Origin of the sequence: Rhodoferax ferrireducens, from assembly GCF_049302455.1 — a bacterium.
Lineage (GTDB): Bacteria > Pseudomonadota > Gammaproteobacteria > Burkholderiales > Burkholderiaceae_C > Rhodoferax > Rhodoferax ferrireducens_B.
The window spans coordinates 1-16,365 of the sequence record NZ_JBAQMD010000118.1 but is presented as its reverse complement, the minus strand read 5'-3'; the positions used below and the strand labels follow the sequence as shown (position 1 = coordinate 16,365).

Sequence of the window (16,365 nt, the reverse complement as noted above, 5' to 3'; positions counted from 1 at the left end):
CACGATGACAAATCAACAATTCGATGGTCGCGCTCTGATCAACGGCCAGCGTGTCGATGCCCGCGACGGCGCGACGTTTGACTGTATTTCCCCGGTGGATGGGCGCTTGTTGACGGTGGTTGCGCGCTGTGGGCAGGCCGATGTGGACGCGGCAGTTGCAGCAGGCCGCGCTGCGTTCGAAGACCGGCGCTGGCGTGGCATGGCCCCGGCGGCGCGCAAACGGGTGATGATCAAATTTGCGGATCAGCTGTTGGCGCACGCCGATGAGCTGGCGCTGATGGAAACGCTCGACATGGGCAAGCCCATCCAATACGCGCGTGCGGTGGATGTCAACAGCGCGGCCAATTGCATTCGCTGGTATGGCGAAGCCGTGGACAAAATCTATGACGAAATCGCACCGACGGCCAGCACGGGGCTGGCCCTGATTCAGCGCGAGCCGGTCGGGGTGGTCGGTGTGATCGTGCCGTGGAATTACCCGATGATCATGGCCGCCTGGAAGATCGCCCCGGCGCTGGCGGCGGGCAATTCGGTGGTGCTCAAGCCCAGTGAAAAATCCCCGTTGACGGCCTTGCGCCTGGGCGATCTGGCGCTGCAAGCCGGGATTCCGCCCGGCGTCTTTAATGTGGTGACCGGCTACGGGGCGCAGGCAGGATCGCCCCTGGCCTTGCACATGGACGTCGATTGCATCGCGTTCACGGGCTCGACCCGGGTGGGCAAACAGATTCACATCATGGCCGCGCAGAGCAACCTCAAGCGCGCCTGGACCGAGCTAGGAGGCAAGTCGCCCAACATCGTGTTTGCCGACTGCCCGAATCTGGACAAGGCGGTGGAGGCGGCGGTAGGCAGTATTTTCTTCAACCAGGGGGAGAGCTGCAACGCGCCCTCGCGCCTGTTTGTCGAGGCCAGCATCAAGGAGAAGTTTTTGGAAAAGGCGCTGGCGCTGGTGCCGGGCTTTGCACCCGGCAACCCCTTGGACCCGGCGACCGTCATGGGCGCGATCGTGGACAAAACGCAGATGGACTCGGTCCTGCGCTACATCGAAGTTGGCCAGCGCGAGGGCGCGAAATTGCTGGCCGGTGGCGCGCAGGCACTCCAGGAGACCGGCGGCTGCTATGTGCAGCCGACTATCTTTGATGGTGTCAACAACGACATGACGATTGCGCGTGAAGAAATCTTTGGCCCGGTGCTGTCGGTACTTTCGTTCACCGATGCCGCCGCCGTGGTACGCCAGGCCAATCAAAGCGTCTATGGCCTGCAAGCCGCCGTCTGGACGCGCGATATCAACAAGGCACACGGTGTGGCGCGTGCCTTGCGCGCCGGCACGGTGCATGTGAACCAGTATGACGAAGACGACATCACCGTCCCCTTTGGTGGTTTCAAGCAAAGTGGCGTCGGGCGTGACAAGTCACTGCATGCTTTTGACAAATACACAGAGACCAAGACCACCTGGATCCGCATTGACAGCCCGGTTTGATGGGCCTGAAGAGACTTATATAAAAACAGGCTGTAGCCCCCGTTGAATAAGCGTAGATAGCTACTAAAACAATAGCTACTTGAGGCGCGGAAGTTGCCCACGCGGTGTGTGATGGTGACGCCAGCGCCTTTTGAATGATGAGCACCCACCCGAAAGCCCGCCCATGACCGAACCGATTGCCCAACTCATCGCGCAGCACCACATTCATGAGGTGGAATGTGTGATCCCCGACATGACGGGCATTGCGCGCGGCAAGATACTGCCCAAGGACCTGTTCCTCAGTGCCGGTGAAATGCGGCTCCCCAAAAGCGTGCTGCTCAACACCGTCAACGGCCAGCAGCCTGACAACGGGCCTTACGTCGGCGACACCGACCCCGACATGATCTGCAAGCCCGACCCGGCCACTTTTCGTATCGTTCCCTGGGCGGCCGAACCGGTGGCCGTTGTCATCCATGATTGCCTGGAGCCCGATGGCTCCCCGGTGAGCCTGTCGCCGCGCGCCGTGCTGCGCCGCGTGCTAGACCTTTACCGTCAACGCGGCTGGCAACCGGTGGTGGCACCCGAGATGGAATTTTTTCTGGTGGCGCGCCAGCAAAACCCGCACGAGCCGCTGCACCCCCCGATCGGGCGCACCGGCAAGCCCGAAGCCGGGCGGCAAAGCTATTCAATCGATGCGGTCAACGACTTTGATCCGTTCTTCATGGAGCTATCAAGCTTTTGCAACATTCATCGGCTCGGCGTCGAGACGCTGATTCACGAAGCGGGGGCCGGCCAGATGGAGATCAACTTTGCCCATGGCGAAGCGCTGGAGTTGGCCGATCGCGTGTTCCTGTTCAAGCGCACCGTGCGCGAGACCGCGCTACGCCACGGCATCTTTGCCACCTTCATGGCCAAACCGATGGAGGCCGAGCCCGGCAGCGCGATGCACATTCACCAGAGCATTCTTGACACCGATGGCCGAAATATCTTCAGCCAGAGCGACGGCAGCGCCAGTCCAGCGCTTTTTCACTATATCGCCGGCCTGCAGAACTACGTGCCGCAGGTCATGCCGATGTTCGCGCCCTACGTCAACTCCTACCGGCGCCTCGCCCCCTTTTTATCAGCCCCGACCAACGTGCGCTGGGGTTACGACAATCGCACCTGCGGTATCCGCATCCCCCAGTCCAGCGCGGACAACCGCCGGGTAGAGAACCGGGTGCCGGGCGTCGATGTCAATCCCTATCTGGCCATTGCGGCCACTCTGGCCTGTGGCTACCAGGGCATGCTGGAAGCACGCCAACCCGACGAAGCCTTGGGCAGCAGCGCCTGGAATCTGCCGCACGAGTTGCCGCGCCATCTGGAGGATGCGATCGAGCTGCTGCGCGCCTGTACCTCCATGCGGGAGCTGCTGGGTCCGCTGTTTGTAGATGCTTTTTGTGCCGTCAAGGAACTTGAATTTGGCACCTACAACCGCGTCATCAGTTCCTGGGAGCGCGAGCATTTGCTGCTGCTGGTCTGAGATTCACCATGCATGACGACTCTCACAGCCGCAGCGGCCTGAATTGGGCGCGCGCCCAAGCGCTGCTGCAACAAGAGCGCGCTTGCTTTATCGCGCGCAACCCACGCTCGCAGGCGCTCGCCCGACGTGCCGCGCAACACCTGTTGTTTGGCGTGCCCTTGCACTGGATGAACGACTGGGGCACGCCGTTTGCACTGCAAGCGGTACAAGCCCAAGGTGCGCACGTGGTGGACGCCGACGGCCACACCCTGGCCGACTTTTGCCTGGGCGATACCGGCGCCATGTTCGGTCACTCGCCCGCGCCGGTGGCCGGGGCCGTGGCGCACCAAGCTGCGCGTGGCATCACGGCGATGCTGGCCAGTGAGGATGCAGCCGTGGTCGGTGACATGCTGAGCGCACGCTTTGGCCTGCCGTTCTGGCAGTTTGCGATGACGGCCAGCGACGCGAACCGCTTTGTGCTGCGCTGGCTGCGCGCCGCCAGTGGTCGGCGCAAACTGATCGTCTTCAATGGCTGCTACCACGGTACCGTCGATGATGTGTTTGTTGACTTGAAGGGCGGCCGCGCGACCCCGCGCACCAGCCTGCTCGGCCAGGTGCACGACCTCACGGACCATACGGTGGTGGTGGAGTTCAACGATCTGGCCGCCCTGGAAGCAGCCCTGGCACTGGGCGACGTCGCCTGCGTGCTGGCCGAGCCGGCCATGACCAACATCGGCATGGTGCTGCCCCAGCCAGGCTACTGGCAGGCGGCCCAAACCTTGATTCGCCGCCATGGCGCGGCGCTGGTGCTGGACGAAACTCACACCATCAGCTGCGGCCCCGGTGGCTACGCGCGTGCCCATGGCTTGCAGCCCGACGCCATGGTGCTTGGCAAGCCGGTGGGCGGCGGCGTGCCTTGCGCGGTGTACGGCTTCAGCGCCGAGTGGGCCGAGCGCGCCGTGCGGGCCAAACACAGCGCGCCGCCCGGTCACTCCGGTATTGGCACCACGCTCAGCGGCAACCTGCTGGCCATGGCGGCCATGCGCGCCACACTCAGCGAGTTGATGACGGACGCCGTCTATGCCCCGATGCTGGCGCTGGCGACCACATTGGCCGATGGCTTGCGCGATTGCATTGCGCGGCACCATTTGGCCTGGTGTGTGACGCAACTGGGAGCGCGCACCGAGTTCCAGTTCCGTGCAAGGGCGCCGCGTAACGGCAGCGAAGCCCGTGCCTCGCTGGATGCCGAGTTGGAGCACCTGATTCACCTTGCGCTGCTCAACCGCGAAGTCATGATCACGCCTTTTCACAACATGATGCTGGTGTGCCCGGCCACAACGCCAACCCATGTGCAGAAACTTATCAACGCTTTCGATGAAGTGCTGTCTGACATATGCACCGGTTAGGAAAACGGGCCACTTTGCTTGTCACTTCGGCGTTGATAGGCCTGGTGGGCAGCCTCAGCCAGTGGTCAAGTCAGCCTGGATACCGCTGCTGAAGACCTGGTCCGGTGCGCCCGGCGAGACCGGGCTTGTCTGAAGTGTGAGCTTGTGTTTACCATCCCTGTTCACAACAGGAGATTGCCATGAAATGGATTACCCGCTCGCATGTACACGTTGACCGCGTGGCCTGTCCGTGGCTCATCAGCCGTTTCATTGACAGCACAGCGGAGTTTCTATTTGTGCCCAAGAACCAAATTGACAAAGTTGCCCAAGAGAGCGGCGCCATCCCGTTTGACGCGCCCGGCGTGGAACTCGGGCATCACGAGGGCCGATGTTCCTTTGAATCGATCATTTTGAAGTATGACTTGAAGGAGCCGGGTTTGTTGCGGCTGGCAAAAATCGTCCATGCGGCGGACGTTGGCGCGGACATCGACCAGGATCCGCTCGCGCGCGGACTGGAGGCAATTGCCAGCGGCTACAGCCTGCGCTTTCCGGATGATCTGGAAAACCTGCGGCACCAATTTGAGGTTTACGACGCGCTGTATGCGTGGTGCAGGCTGGATGTGGCCGGGGCATAACGCCAGATGGATTTGAAAATTCTCTTCACGGCGCGTATCGTCCGCCTTTTTTGCTACGGCTTCCTGTCTCTCCTGCTGGCTCTCTATCTTGCGCAAGTCGGGCTGACGGACCCGCAAATCGGCTTGCTGTTCTCGTTGACGCTGGCGGGCGACGCCGCAGTTTCACTCTGGCTGACCACGTTTGCGGACCGGTTCGGCAGGCGGCGCACATTGCAGATAGGCGCGCTGCTGATGCTGGGCGCGGGACTTGTGTTCATTCTGACGGATAACATTGTCTTTCTGATGGCCGCCGCCATCGTCGGTGTCATCAGCCCGAGCGGGAACGAGATCGGGCCTTTTCTGCCGGTCGAACAGGCCGGGCTGAGCCAGATCGTCCCGAGACAGAAGCGCACGCAGGTCTTCGCCTGGTACAACCTGGCGGGCTCCTTTGCGACCGCGACGGGTGCGCTCTGCGGGGGCTGGGTGGTGCAGATTTTGCAGGGCCGGGGCTGGCTGGCGCTGGACGCGTACAGAGTGGTGCTGGGCGCTTACGCCGCCGGTGGCCTGGTTTTGACGCTGCTTTTTCTGACCCTGTCGCCAGCCGTCGAAGTGCAGGAAAAAGCCCCGGTCGGGACCCGGCTTGTTTTGGGATTGCACCGCTCGCGCGCCGTGGTGCTGCGCTTGTCGGCCTTGTTCGCGCTTGATGCCTTCGCGGGCGGCCTGATCCTGCAAAGCATGATCGCCTATTGGTTCCACATCAAGTTTGGTGTGGACACAGGCCTGTTGGGAAGCCTCTTTTTTGGTGCCAATGTTCTGGCCGGGATATCGGCTTTGCTGGCGGTGCCCCTGGCGAAGCGCTTTGGATTGATCAACACCATGGTCTTCACCCATGTTCCCTCCAACCTGTTGCTGATCCTGGTCCCCTTGATGCCGAACCTGCCCTTGGCCATCGGCCTGCTGCTGGCGCGTTTCAGCATTTCGCAGATGGATGTGCCGACCCGGCAGTCGTACACCATGGCCGTCGTTTCGGCCGATGAGCGCTCGGCGGCCGCGGGTGTGACGGGCATCGCGCGCTCGGTCGGCGCATCGCTTGCGCCAGTGTTGACAGGCCTGTTCCTGGCCAATCCCGCCCTGTTCAGCCTGCCCTTCTTTCTCTGCGGCGGCCTCAAGCTCGTGTATGACCTGGCGCTTTATCGAAGTTTTAAGGCGGTCAAACCGCCGGAAGAAACTTTGTCCCAGTCGGCCTAAGGCCGGGCTACCGCAGCGCCTGCGGTTCGCCGAAGCTCGCCAGTTTTGCCTTCAGCGCGGGCATGACCCGGGCCGCCGCCTTTTCACCCTCCAGCACCGCGATGTGGCGGGTCGTGAAATCAAGCACTTCCAGTTGCGCGATGTTGGGGCGGATCACCACGTCGGCCAGCGGCAACTCGTAGCGCGCGATGGTCTGGCCCATGATGGTGACCGATTGCATCAGGATGTCAAAGGTGCTGTTGAGTTTGCCATTGAGCGGCTTGTCGGAGATGTCAACCGCGATCACGAAGGTGGCGCCCATCTCGCGCGCAAAGCGCACCGGCACCGGGCTGGACAGGCCGCCATCGACATACTCGTGGCCGCGGATGCTGACCGGCTGAAAGACACCCGGCACGCTGCTTGACGCCCGCACCGCCGTGCCGGTGTTGCCAATGCGAAACACCACCGGCTCGCCGCTGCCCAGATCGGTGGCGACCACGCCGAATTTCCTGGGCAGCTTTTCCAGCGGGCGGTTGCCCACCGCTGTGTTGACGAACCGGGCCAGCGCCTCGCCCTTGATCATGCCGCGGTCAGGCAGCACCCAGTCGCTGACCTGAAACTCGTTGAGTGGGATGGCCAGCGCCTGCAACTCGAAGCCGCTTTTGCCGGCGGCATAAAGTGCGCCGATCAGTGACCCGGCACTGGTGCCAATCACCAGATCGGGCTTGATACCCTGTGCTTCGAGTGCCTTGATCACCCCAATGTGGGCAAATCCCTTGGCCGCGCCGCCGCCGAGCACCAGGCCGATGACCGGTTTTGCTTTGGCCGCCGGTGTTGCAACCGGCATCGGCGTCAGCGGCGAAAGTGGTGGCGCACTGCCGCAACCAGCGAGCAGCAACATCAGTCCCAGCCACGCAGCTGGCAAGGTTCGCCAGGGCTTGCCCGACGGGTTCAAGGTTCGATCTGATGCCATTTTGCTATCAAATATATAGCTTAGTAGGTATATTGCACGGGGGCTAGAGGTCAATTTTATCTATGAAGTACCTTGGCCACGGGATTGTGGCGCAGCCGGAAGGCGTCGGGCATGCCGGACCCCAGCAGCGGGCGCAGGTACATGCGAAACGCATCGGTCACATCGGTGCCGCTGGCGGCGATAAATTCGTCTTCCATCACCCGTGTCTTGCCGGCCACCGCGTCAAGGGGCAGCAGCTCATAGTCGACCGAGTAAAAACCGGTGCGCTTGATCGCCACCGAGCCGTCGTGCCCGCCCCACATCGCAAACTGCACGGCCTTCTCGCCGACCTCACGGGCTTCGCGTTGATCGACATCCGACACGCAGCCGATGAACGATCGCTGCAGGTAGCCAAAGGTGTCGCCACGCACGCGTTTGATCTTCAGTTTGGCCTTGATCTCATCACACAGCAAGTCGGCCAGCGCGCCGTTGCCCGAGAGCTGCACATTGCCGTGCGCGTCGTGCTCCATTTCCTTGGCCAACAGCGCGGCAATCGGCGTGCCTTGGGCGTCATGAATGCCTTCGGACACGGCGATGACGCAGCGACCATAGCGCTCGTAGGTGGTCTTTACATCGAGCAGAAATTGTTCCAGCACAAAGGTGCGCTCGGGCAGGTAGATCAGGTGCGGCCCGTCATCCGGGAACTTCTTGCCCAAGGCGGACGCCGCGGTCAAAAAACCGGCATGGCGCCCCATCACCACCCCCACGTAGACGCCGGGCAGTGCCGCATTGTCCAGGTTGGCCCCGGCAAAAGCTTGCGCCACAAAGCGTGCCGCCGAGGGGAAGCCGGGCGTGTGGTCGTTGCCCACCAGGTCGTTGTCGATGGTCTTGGGGATGTGAATGCTGCGCAAGGGGTAACCGGCTTTTTGTGCTTCCTGGCTGACGATACGCACCGTGTCGCTGGAGTCGTTGCCGCCGATGTAGAAGAAGTGTTCGATCTGATGCGCCTGCAGCACCCTGAAAATCTCCTGGCAATAGGCGATATCAGGCTTGTCGCGGGTCGAACCCAGGGCGCTTGAGGGCGTGTTGGCGACCAGTTCCAGGTTGTGGCTGGTCTCCTGGGTGAGATCCACAAACTCTTCGTCAACGATGCCGCGCACACCATGGCGCGCGCCATAGATGTGCGCCACCTGGCTAAAGCGGCGCGCCTCCAGCGCCACGCCGACCAGCGACTGGTTGATCACTGCCGTGGGGCCGCCGCCTTGGGCGACAAGTATTTTTCCGGATGCCATGGGTGTCCTCAAAGTTTGGGTGAACGCTCGGATTCGATTGGGTGATTGTGCCTTTGAAACAGCAGCCAGCCGGTGACGGGCATTTGGCGCGGCGCCAATCCCGCAAGCGCTTGACTTGGCTCAAGCGTGCCAGTAAGGTGTTGTTGATAATAGGCGCCAGCCAAAAATTTTTGCAGACCAGCTTGCAGTTGTGCGGCCGCAAGCACTGCGCCCAACTGATTAAATAGGATGTCAACCATGAGCGCCTTCCCTGAACCCTTCAGCTTTGTTGCGCTGGATGCCTGCCACCAGCAAATGCAGATGCATTTGGCTGAGTTGGCAGCACTGGTGCGGCAGATGGAAACCTCTGGCGTGGATGCCAAAGCCCAGCGCCAGGCCGGGGCCATCGAAGCCTTTTTCTCCAGCACCGCGCGCCAGCACCATGCCGAGGAGGAGAAAAACGTGTTTCCAGCGCTGTTGACCAGCGGCAATGCTGAACTGGTGGCGGCTGTGCATGCCCTGCACCAGGATCATGGCTGGATCGAAGAAAACTGGATCGAGCTGGGGCCGCAGCTGCGCGCCATTGCCCTGGGCAACAACTGGTTTGACGCCGACGAGTTCAAGCACGGTGCCGAGGTGTTCCTGGCGCTGTGCCAGGACCATATCGCCCTGGAAGAATCCCTGGTCTACCCCGAAGCCAAGGCACGCCTGGCACAGGCCATGACCGGCCGAGCTAAGCGAGCCCCTTGATGGCCGACGGTGTTGGCCGTCAACGCGTCAACACCTGGCGAATGGTGGTGGCCAGCTCTTCGGCGACAAACTTGGCCACGTAAGCGTCGGCGCCCACGCTCTTGACGTGCCCTTCGTTGGCGCTGCCGGTCAGGGACGAGTGAATCACGACCGGGATTGACCTGAAGCGCACATCCTGCTTGATGTTGCGCGTGAGCGTAAAGCCGTCCATCTCGGGCATCTCCAGGTCGGTCAGGACCAGGGCCACTTTGTCCTGCGCGGTCTTGCCTTCGGTCGCGGCTTGCACCGACAGGGCCTGCAATCGGTCCCACGCTTCCTGGCCCGTTTTGGCCATGATGTAAGGGACCTCCATGGCTGTGAGACCCTGCTCGATCATCATGCGGGCGACCGCTGAATCATCGGCGGCCAAAATCACCGTGCCGGGCGGCAACTGCAATTTTGGCAGCATGGCGTCGTCGTTCAGTGCCTGAGGCGGTGGCGGAAACACGTCGCGCAGAATCTGCTCCACATCGAGCACCTGCGCCAGCCGGGTGTTCTCGGCGTTGCCGTCGAGCCGGGCGATGCTGGTCACCAGGCCACCCCCGTTGCCTTCGGCCGACAGCACGTGTTTCCACTCCAGCCGCACGATCTCATTGACTTCTTCCACCGCAAACGCCTGGGTGGTGCGGGCAAATTCGGTGACCAGCAAAATGCCCAAACCCTGGGTCGGATTGCAGCCGGTCACGGCTGGCAGGTTGATGACCGGAATCATCTGACCCCGGATATTGGCCACCCCCATGACCGCAGGCGGGGCGTTGACCATGACGGTGATCTCGGGCATCACCATGATCTCGCGCACCTTGAACACGTTGATGCCAAACAACTCGCGCCGCTGCGAACCCGGGGCCTGACCCAAACGAAACAAAAGCAACTCAAACATGCTGTTGCCGGTCAGATTGGTTCGCTCGTCAATATCGCGCATGGGCTGGTTCATAAATTCATTCGTTTTGGGCAATTGGGGCGAAAAAATCCGCGGACGTCGATGGTAACTTGCGGGGGACCTACTTGGGCCACAGCACCCACAGGCGCAAGGGCTGCTTGAGACGACCGGCCAGTTCGCCGGCATCAGGGCCCCAGCCGGCAAAGTAGTCAGCGCGCACGCCGCCCACGATGGCGCTGCCAGTGTCTTGTGCCAGCACCAGCTTTTGCAGGTTGAGGTCAGAGCCACGGGAGGCCAGCCACACGGGCGTGCCATAAGGAATGCTGCCCGGGTCCACCGCAATCGAGCGGCCGGGTGTCAGCGGCACGCCCTGGGCCCCTTTGGGGCCCCAGGCCGCATCGAGTTCCGACATGGCCTCTTCGCGGAAGAACACGGTGCGTGGATTGCTCCACAACAATTCATTCACGCGGCCCGGGTTTTGTACCAGCCAGGCCTTGATGGCGGGCCACGAGGCGTCACGCACCGCCCCTTGATCGAGTAACCAGCGGCCCACGCTTTTATACGGTTGCCCATTGGAGCCCGCGTACGCCAGTCGCGCCAGGGTTTGACTGCCGTCGGGTTGGTGGATGCGCACCCGCCCGGAGCCCTGTATCTGCAACACCAGGGCATCAATGGGGTTGCTTAGAAACACAATTTCACGGCCCTTGAGCGCCGCCTGCACCCGCGCCGAGCTGTCAATCTGCTCGCGTGTGTACCAAGGCAGGTTTTGCGCCAGACCCGGCGGCGGCTGGTACAAAGGCACGCTGAAGTCAGCGCTGGCGCTGCGTGCGGCGTCCAGCACCGGTTCGAAATAAGCGGTCAGCAAGCCCTCTGCGTCACCCGTCAACGTGTCGACCCGGTACGGCTGCAGCCGGGCCTGCAGCCAGGCCCGGCGCTGTGGCTCGTCGCCGATGCTCAAGCGCCGCACCTCGCTGCACAAAGGCGCAAACACCGGGCCCGGTCGCTCGCAGCTTTTGATCCAGGCGTTCCAGGCTTCAAACAAGGTGTCGTCCTCGAACCCGGGCAATTCTGCCCAACGCACCGCTGTCCAGCGGCTTTTGGCGCGCACGATGGGCTCGGGCAGAGGCCCGGCATCATCAGGGCGGGCGCTGACGGACGGCGCGGCCAATTCCGTGGGCGCAGCGGGTTGCTGAGGCGGTATCGGCACGCTGCCGCACGCGACGAGCATCCCTACAATGCAGATATTTAAGACCGTACTTCGGAGTCGATTCATGAGTTTGCTCTTGCTGGAGGCGCTGGGAGCCTTGCTGCTGCTGCTGCTGATTGTCTGGTGGACCATGTTTTCCGGGCGCCGCCGGGGTGAATTGCCAGCGGCGCCGGCCGCCCCCGACGCCGCCGCCGCGCCAAAGTCAACAGCGCCGGTTGAAAAGACCTGACGCCGCCTGGACACAAAGGGCAGCATAAGCCCATGATCGTCAGCGCGGCGCGACATTCGCGCCCCCGGTCTTGCGCTGCACTCGGTTGATTTGGGGATCGGCCCAACTGCCGTCAATGTGAAACTCCTGGGTGGCGGCCTCGGTTAGCGGCTTGCGCAAGAACAGCTGGGCCAAAAAAGAGCCGATTCCGATTGCCGGGTTGATGACCGTGGCAATCAGCGATGCCGTGCCGGCATTGATCTCCGGCACCACGACCACTTTGAGATCCTGGGTTTCCTTTCCAATGTCGGCGCGTCCCTCCATCAGTACCGCTGCATTGACGCCCTTCATCTGCAAATTGTTGGTCTTGGCGATCCCCTGTTCGATGGTGACATCACCCCGCACAAAGTCAAAAGAAAAACCTTCACTGAAGACGTCCCTGAAATCAAGCGTCAAGCGGCGCGGCAAAGCCTGCAGACTCAAGACGCCCAGCAACTTGGCCATGCCCGGGTCGGCTTTCAAAAACTGGCCCGACTCCATGTTGACGGTGAATGCACCCGTCATGGACGGGTAGTCAAGGCTGATCGGCGAGCCCATCCAGGCCACTTGCCCTTCCATCTGACCGCGGCCTTTTCGGACCACGCCCGGCATGCCAAAACGTGTCAACAATTCACCACCGTCAGCAATCGCCAGCTTGAAATTCATGACCGTGCGCCGACCCGCGTTCGCCCTCGGCGGGGTCAGCGCGCCCACTGCGGCCCAGTTGCCGGTGGCTGTGAGCACCGCTTCTGGTGCAATGATGTTGAATTTGTTCAGCCGCCATTCGCGTGCCAGGCCCTCCCGCGCCACCGCGCTGCTGCCCCGATTAATCGCCTCCACCTCGACGCGTCCGAGCCGCTTGCCGCGCAACTCGAAATCCTCCACCACGATATCAAGCGCCGGAATGCTTGCTGGTTGCTCTTCGAGCAGCGCCTCCATGTCGCGGGCGGCACTGGGTGCAATGGTCAGCCGGGCGAGCCGAGCATACAAGCGACCCTCCCCGAGGTCCGAGGGTTGGCGATATTCCAGGTAGCCGTTGAGTTCGGTAGCAGCCAGATTGGCCCGCCACAGCAACCCTTCGCGCGAGCCGCCGACCACGACGTTGTGCAGCGTGCGCCCGCCAAAAGTCAAGGTTTGTGCCCGCACCGCCATGCTGGTGGGTAGATAGCTCAGGGCCGCGCTCGCTGCCCCGGCGGCGCCTGGCACTGTTGGCGGCGTTGCCGCGGCCAGCGCTGCGTCGGTCAGCGAACTGCCCGCTGCACGTTCCAGCAGTGCGCCCCAGGCGTCCAGATCAACGGTGCTCAGGTTGATGTTGGCCACCACCCCTTCATCGGGCAAAGGGGCTGATTCTTGTGGCGACAAGCCAACACCGATGCGGCCCCGCGTCACGCGGGGCTCCGGCCCCGAGAGATCGCGGATATAGCTGATGGAAGCGACCGAGCCCAGATTCAGTGTCAGCTGGTCGCGCATGGGCGGTGCCGAGCCCCGCCCGGACGGCAAAGCCTGCGCCAGCAGCGCGGTTTCCAGCCGAAACGGCAGCAGCGCCTGTGCACTCTTGTTCAAGGGCGCCGGCAGGCTCAGGCTCAGCCCCTGCAAATTGCTGCTGACGGTGAGCTCAGGCGTGCCGCCGCGAAAACCCAGCACGGCGGTGTAAGCCGTACTGCCACTGGCATGCTGTGCCATGCGTGCTCCAAAGCCGAGCTCTTGGGCCTGGCGCAAACCTTCAGCCGAGACCGTGCCGCTGGCGCGTATCAGCACGGAGGTCGCGGCGCGACTGGCCGTGGCGCCCGCCGGTGCCACCGAGCCCCCCTCCAGACGTGCCTCACCGCCCAGGAGACGCGCCTGGCCCCCCACAATCGAAAACCCACTGTCAGAGAAATTCACGACACCCCGGGCCCCGGTCAATTTAGGCGTCTCGGGCGTGATCTGAAAGTCGTTATTGCGCAGCGTGACGCTGCCCAGTACCGTTGATTTTTCCAGGGCCGCGATGGGCAGGCTCAGTTTCAACTTGTAATCAGCGCTGCCGCTCGCCACAGCCCGGTCCAATGCGTTGCCGATCATGGACCCTAACGGGGAGCCCTTGACGATACCCAGCGCCTCGGCCAATGCGCCTTGAACCTCGGCCGTCACCGTCACCGTGGCATCGCTCAACTCAGCGATCAAAGCGTCGACCTTGCTGATCTGCAAGTTGGACGCCGCCCCCATCTTGGCGCGCGCGCCTCTGACCTGCAGTTGCGCCCGGTCAAACACCAGTTCGCCACTGAGCTGTGTCAAAGCCGGCCAAGGCAGTGCCTGCGCCGCCTGGATACTGCGCGGTACATAGACCAGGGTGGCGTTCTTCACATCGGCTGAAACCCGGAATTCCCCTTGTTTGGGGTCTCGAAAGGGCATGTCATTCAGATCACCCTTGACCCGGACCTTGGCGCCGCTGGCCGTCCCGGCCGTCACCGCATCACGCACATAGTCACGTACCGGCCGTCCAATCAGGCTTGGCAAATAGCGGTGCACGCGCGTTCCATCGGCACGACTCAGGGTAGCCTGCAGATCGAGTACGCCCGGAAACCGGGAGCGGCCGCTGGACTTGGCTGGGTCACTGGTCTCCCATTTAATTTGCGCATCACCCTGGGCGTCGGCATTGCTGAACTTGAGGTCGGGCAGTTGCACGGCAATATGGTCACCCTTGACCTGCCACTTGGCCTCGGTGGACAACTGTGTGACGGGAATCACCGGTTCATCAAATATCCCGGGTAACACCAGGGCGCCGTTGCTCAGGCTGATGCTGGCTTTGCCGGAGGATTGGTTGAAGTCAAAATCAATGCTGGCACCGCGAACGCCCGGTGCGTCCTGCGGCGGCAGTCCTTGGGCAGGTGCGATGTTGAGCGTGTTTGCGGCCAGCTCCAGCTGATTGACCAGGCCCTTGGCCGCATACTGGCTGAAGGCGCCCATCGGTCCCTGCCAACTGGCCTGGATTCGTTCCACCAGCCCCTTGGGGGCATACGCCAGCAGCGCCGCGCGGGTCACCGGGTCAATCGGCAAACGGTCGGCAATCTGCGACAGGGCTTGCAGGTCCAGCTTGTCGGCCTTGAGTTCGCCGCGTGCGGCAACCCGGCCCTCGGCAGCGGTGTAATCAACCGAGACATTGCCACCTGGCCAGCGCAAGCCGTCACGGGTGTCAAATGCCAGCGCCTGGGTGGAAAGCTGAAAACCGTTGGCCGGCAAGCGCCCGCTCAGGCGCCCGCTGACTGACAGCAGTTCCAGCGCCTGCAATTGCGCGCCCAGGGTGACATTGACCTCCGACAAGGCCACGTCGGCTGTGCCGCCTGTCACCTGGCCCCGGCTGACATCGACCCAGGCGCGCAGTGCGCCCTTGCCCTGGCGCAGATCGACGCCGACATCGGCGTAGCGCTGCAGCTCGGACAGGTCCACCCGCGCAAAGGCGGCGTAGAGCTGGCCTTGCCAGTCTCGCCAATGGCCGCTATGGCGTGACAACAAGGGCTGCGTCATCAGTCCCCGCACGCTGAAGCGCTCACCCCACAGCGCGGGCGGCGTGGCATCGAACCGAAGGTTGTGGTGGCGGCCCGCATTGCGCACCACCAGGTCGACCTGTTGCAGCGCCAGCGTCGGGGCGGCCCGCAATTCATCGGTCCACAAAATGCTGCCGTCGCGAATGACAAATTCGAGTTGCGAAAAAAACCAGTCGGCTGCGCTACTTCCGGTGTCACTGGTTTGGGAGAAATCGAGCCCCGCCACGCGAATTTTTCCGTCCAAGGCTCGCCGGATACTGAGCTGTGGCCGCTCCACATACAGTTGCTCAAAGCCCAGACGCCAGACCGAGCGGGGCGACAGCGCGGCCAGAACCCGCGGCAAGCGCAAGGCTTCCCGGCCCTGCTCGTCAAACAACTCGACATCGGTCAGTTCGAACGACGGAATCATGCCGCTCGATTGGGCTGTAATGGCGCCAATGCGCACCGGCACCCCCAGTGCCCGCGCGGCGTAGGCTTCCAGCTGCGGGCGAAATTCGCCGATTCGCGGCACAATCAGCCAATGCAACGCCCCCCAGGTCAGCCCAAAAACAAACCACGCAGCCAACACCAGTCCCAGCGACCAGCGGGCCACGATGGTCCAGGTTTTCAGCAGTGAGGATGGGACGGGTGTCAAGTCAATCATTGTGAGCTTGTAAATATGACAGGAATTATGACCGGCCCCGCTTTGTCAACGCACTCGCGTTTTGGCCAGCGTATTCGTCGCCGATTTGAGAGCCAGCTGCATTTGTTACCCCCAGGCCTGCCAAGCCCGGCGTCGATGGCGCAGGCCTGTGACGCCTTGCGCGCGCTGGGCCTGGACAGCGCCAGCGCTTTGCGCACCACCCGCCAGCTGGTGCTGGAGCGCTTGCTGTGCCTGGACTGCGACCAGCAAGCGCCGTTGCAGCAGGTGACGCAGGCCATGACCGACCTGGCCGAGTTCGCGCTGAACACTGCCTGCGCCGAGGTGGAGTTGACGCTGGACCAGACCCACGGCGCGCCTACGACCGCAGCGGGCGCGCGCGCGCAACTCTGGATCGTCGGCATGGGCAAGCTCGGTGCGCGTGAGCTCAACGTGTCGAGCGACATCGACCTGATCTACGTTTACGACGAAGACGGCGACACCGCCGGCGATAGCCAGGGGCGTGGCCGCATTTCAAATCAGGAATATTTTGCCAAGGCGGTGCGGGCTATTTAGTGCCTGACCGGAAACCCCATTTTTTCAAAAAATGGCCTGCCTAAACTTCAAGCACAGATCATTTTTTGCCTAAACCTATCTGCCGCTCGGACTCGTCGCCTCCTTTTTCCTGCAAAGCCAACA

13 protein-coding genes and 1 pseudogene are annotated in these 16,365 nt (G+C 62.6%); 8 read left to right on the top strand and 6 right to left on the bottom strand.

The genetic code is table 11. The features are described from left to right. The first annotated feature begins 4 nt into the window (after positions 1-4). The 5 genes from WA157_RS19710 to WA157_RS19690 all read left to right on the top strand — a co-directional run bounded on the left by WA157_RS19710 (position 5) and on the right by WA157_RS19690 (position 6,198). Entirely contained in the window at positions 5-1,474 is a 1,470-nt protein-coding gene (locus tag WA157_RS19710; protein WP_422622604.1) for an aldehyde dehydrogenase, read from the top strand. 163 nt (positions 1,475-1,637) lie between these two features. After that, the gene (locus tag WA157_RS19705) at positions 1,638-2,972 is read left to right on the top strand and encodes a glutamine synthetase family protein (protein ID WP_422622603.1); all 1,335 of its coding nucleotides are present in this window, start codon (positions 1,638-1,640) and stop codon (positions 2,970-2,972) included. A gap of 8 nt (positions 2,973-2,980) precedes the next feature. After that, positions 2,981-4,357 (top strand): aspartate aminotransferase family protein, encoded by a 1,377-nt coding sequence (locus WA157_RS19700; RefSeq protein WP_422622602.1) that lies wholly within the window; start codon positions 2,981-2,983, stop codon positions 4,355-4,357. 179 nt (positions 4,358-4,536) lie between these two features. Continuing rightward, positions 4,537-4,971 carry a chromate resistance protein ChrB domain-containing protein gene (locus tag WA157_RS19695; RefSeq protein WP_422622601.1) on the top strand — a complete coding sequence of 145 codons (435 nt, stop codon included), beginning with the start codon at positions 4,537-4,539 and terminating at the stop codon, positions 4,969-4,971. A gap of 6 nt (positions 4,972-4,977) precedes the next feature. Continuing rightward, positions 4,978-6,198: an MFS transporter gene (locus tag WA157_RS19690; protein WP_422622600.1), complete on the top strand. Its 1,221-nt coding sequence runs from the start codon at positions 4,978-4,980 to the stop codon at positions 6,196-6,198. A gap of 7 nt (positions 6,199-6,205) precedes the next feature. Here the strand turns inward: WA157_RS19690 and WA157_RS19685 are convergent, their stop codons facing one another. The 3 genes from WA157_RS19685 to WA157_RS19675 are packed head-to-tail and all read right to left on the bottom strand — an operon-like array spanning position 6,206 to position 8,660. After that, positions 6,206-7,150 carry a patatin-like phospholipase family protein gene (locus tag WA157_RS19685; RefSeq protein WP_422622599.1) on the bottom strand — a complete coding sequence of 315 codons (945 nt, stop codon included), beginning with the start codon at positions 7,148-7,150 and terminating at the stop codon, positions 6,206-6,208. Between the two features lie 56 nt (positions 7,151-7,206). Further along, positions 7,207-8,421, bottom strand: a complete 1,215-nt coding sequence (locus tag WA157_RS19680; RefSeq protein ID WP_422622598.1) for a 6-phosphofructokinase — start codon at positions 8,419-8,421, stop codon at positions 7,207-7,209. A gap of 8 nt (positions 8,422-8,429) precedes the next feature. Next, positions 8,430-8,660, bottom strand: a complete 231-nt coding sequence (locus tag WA157_RS19675; protein ID WP_422622597.1) for a hypothetical protein — start codon at positions 8,658-8,660, stop codon at positions 8,430-8,432. Here WA157_RS19675 and WA157_RS19670 point away from each other — a divergent pair. Continuing rightward, a complete protein-coding gene (locus tag WA157_RS19670; RefSeq protein WP_422622596.1) occupies positions 8,659-9,150 on the top strand; it encodes a hemerythrin domain-containing protein in 492 nt (163 codons plus the stop codon). The two genes, WA157_RS19675 and WA157_RS19670, sit on opposite strands and share 2 nt — an antisense overlap. A 19-nt stretch (positions 9,151-9,169) precedes the next feature. On the opposite strand, the gene WA157_RS19665 is transcribed toward WA157_RS19670, so the two are convergent. Both WA157_RS19665 and WA157_RS19660 read right to left on the bottom strand, forming a co-directional pair. Beyond that, positions 9,170-10,123: a chemotaxis protein gene (locus WA157_RS19665; RefSeq protein ID WP_422622595.1), complete on the bottom strand. Its 954-nt coding sequence runs from the start codon at positions 10,121-10,123 to the stop codon at positions 9,170-9,172. A 67-nt stretch (positions 10,124-10,190) separates the two neighbouring features. Further along, the gene (locus WA157_RS19660; protein WP_422622594.1) at positions 10,191-11,408 is read right to left on the bottom strand and encodes a murein transglycosylase A; all 1,218 of its coding nucleotides are present in this window, start codon (positions 11,406-11,408) and stop codon (positions 10,191-10,193) included. Here WA157_RS19660 and WA157_RS19655 point away from each other — a divergent pair. Further along, a complete protein-coding gene (locus WA157_RS19655; RefSeq protein WP_422622593.1) occupies positions 11,341-11,505 on the top strand; it encodes a hypothetical protein in 165 nt (54 codons plus the stop codon). The genes WA157_RS19660 and WA157_RS19655 overlap by 68 nt on opposite strands. Before the next feature lie 39 nt (positions 11,506-11,544). Here WA157_RS19655 and WA157_RS19650 read toward each other — a convergent pair whose 3' ends face one another. Then, entirely contained in the window at positions 11,545-15,690 is a 4,146-nt protein-coding gene (locus tag WA157_RS19650) for a YhdP family protein (protein ID WP_422622592.1), read from the bottom strand. 15 nt (positions 15,691-15,705) lie between these two features. On the opposite strand from WA157_RS19650, the pseudogene WA157_RS19645 reads away from it, so the two are divergent. Next, positions 15,706-16,239, top strand: a pseudogene (locus tag WA157_RS19645) (glutamine-synthetase adenylyltransferase); the annotation flags it as partial. Between the last annotated feature and the right edge of the window lie 126 nt (positions 16,240-16,365).